Genomic DNA, 244 nt, shown 5'->3' on the forward strand with positions numbered 1-244 from the left:
CACCACTATTTTGATAAACAGAAAGGTGGTCATAAGTAATGGAAGGTAATTTATTACAGCAATTATTCAATTATTATGTTACGAACTTTGGTTATCTATGGGATTTATTTTTCAAACACTTATTAATCGTCGTTTTAAGTTCTGGGTGTTGCCGTAATAATTCATTTGTTGCAACAGCACTCGCAGCATAAGGTGGGAAAAATTGTTTATCATCTTTAAGTACTTTCAAATCATACGCGGCAAT

General features: G+C 32.4%; 2 pseudogenes. One reads left to right on the forward strand and one right to left on the reverse strand.

Annotated elements, in window-relative coordinates:
* Window positions 1-38 precede the first annotated feature (38 nt).
* Window positions 39-134 (forward strand): annotated as a pseudogene (locus IDG64_RS14875) (ABC transporter permease); the annotation flags it as partial.
* Here the strand turns inward: IDG64_RS14875 and IDG64_RS14880 are convergent.
* A pseudogene (locus IDG64_RS14880) lies at window positions 119-244 on the reverse strand (glycine betaine ABC transporter substrate-binding protein); the annotation flags it as partial. The pseudogenes IDG64_RS14875 and IDG64_RS14880 overlap by 16 nt on opposite strands.

This window comes from Staphylococcus sp. EG-SA-15 (genome assembly GCF_017151895.1).
Classification (GTDB): Bacteria; Bacillota; Bacilli; order Staphylococcales; family Staphylococcaceae; genus Staphylococcus; species Staphylococcus aureus.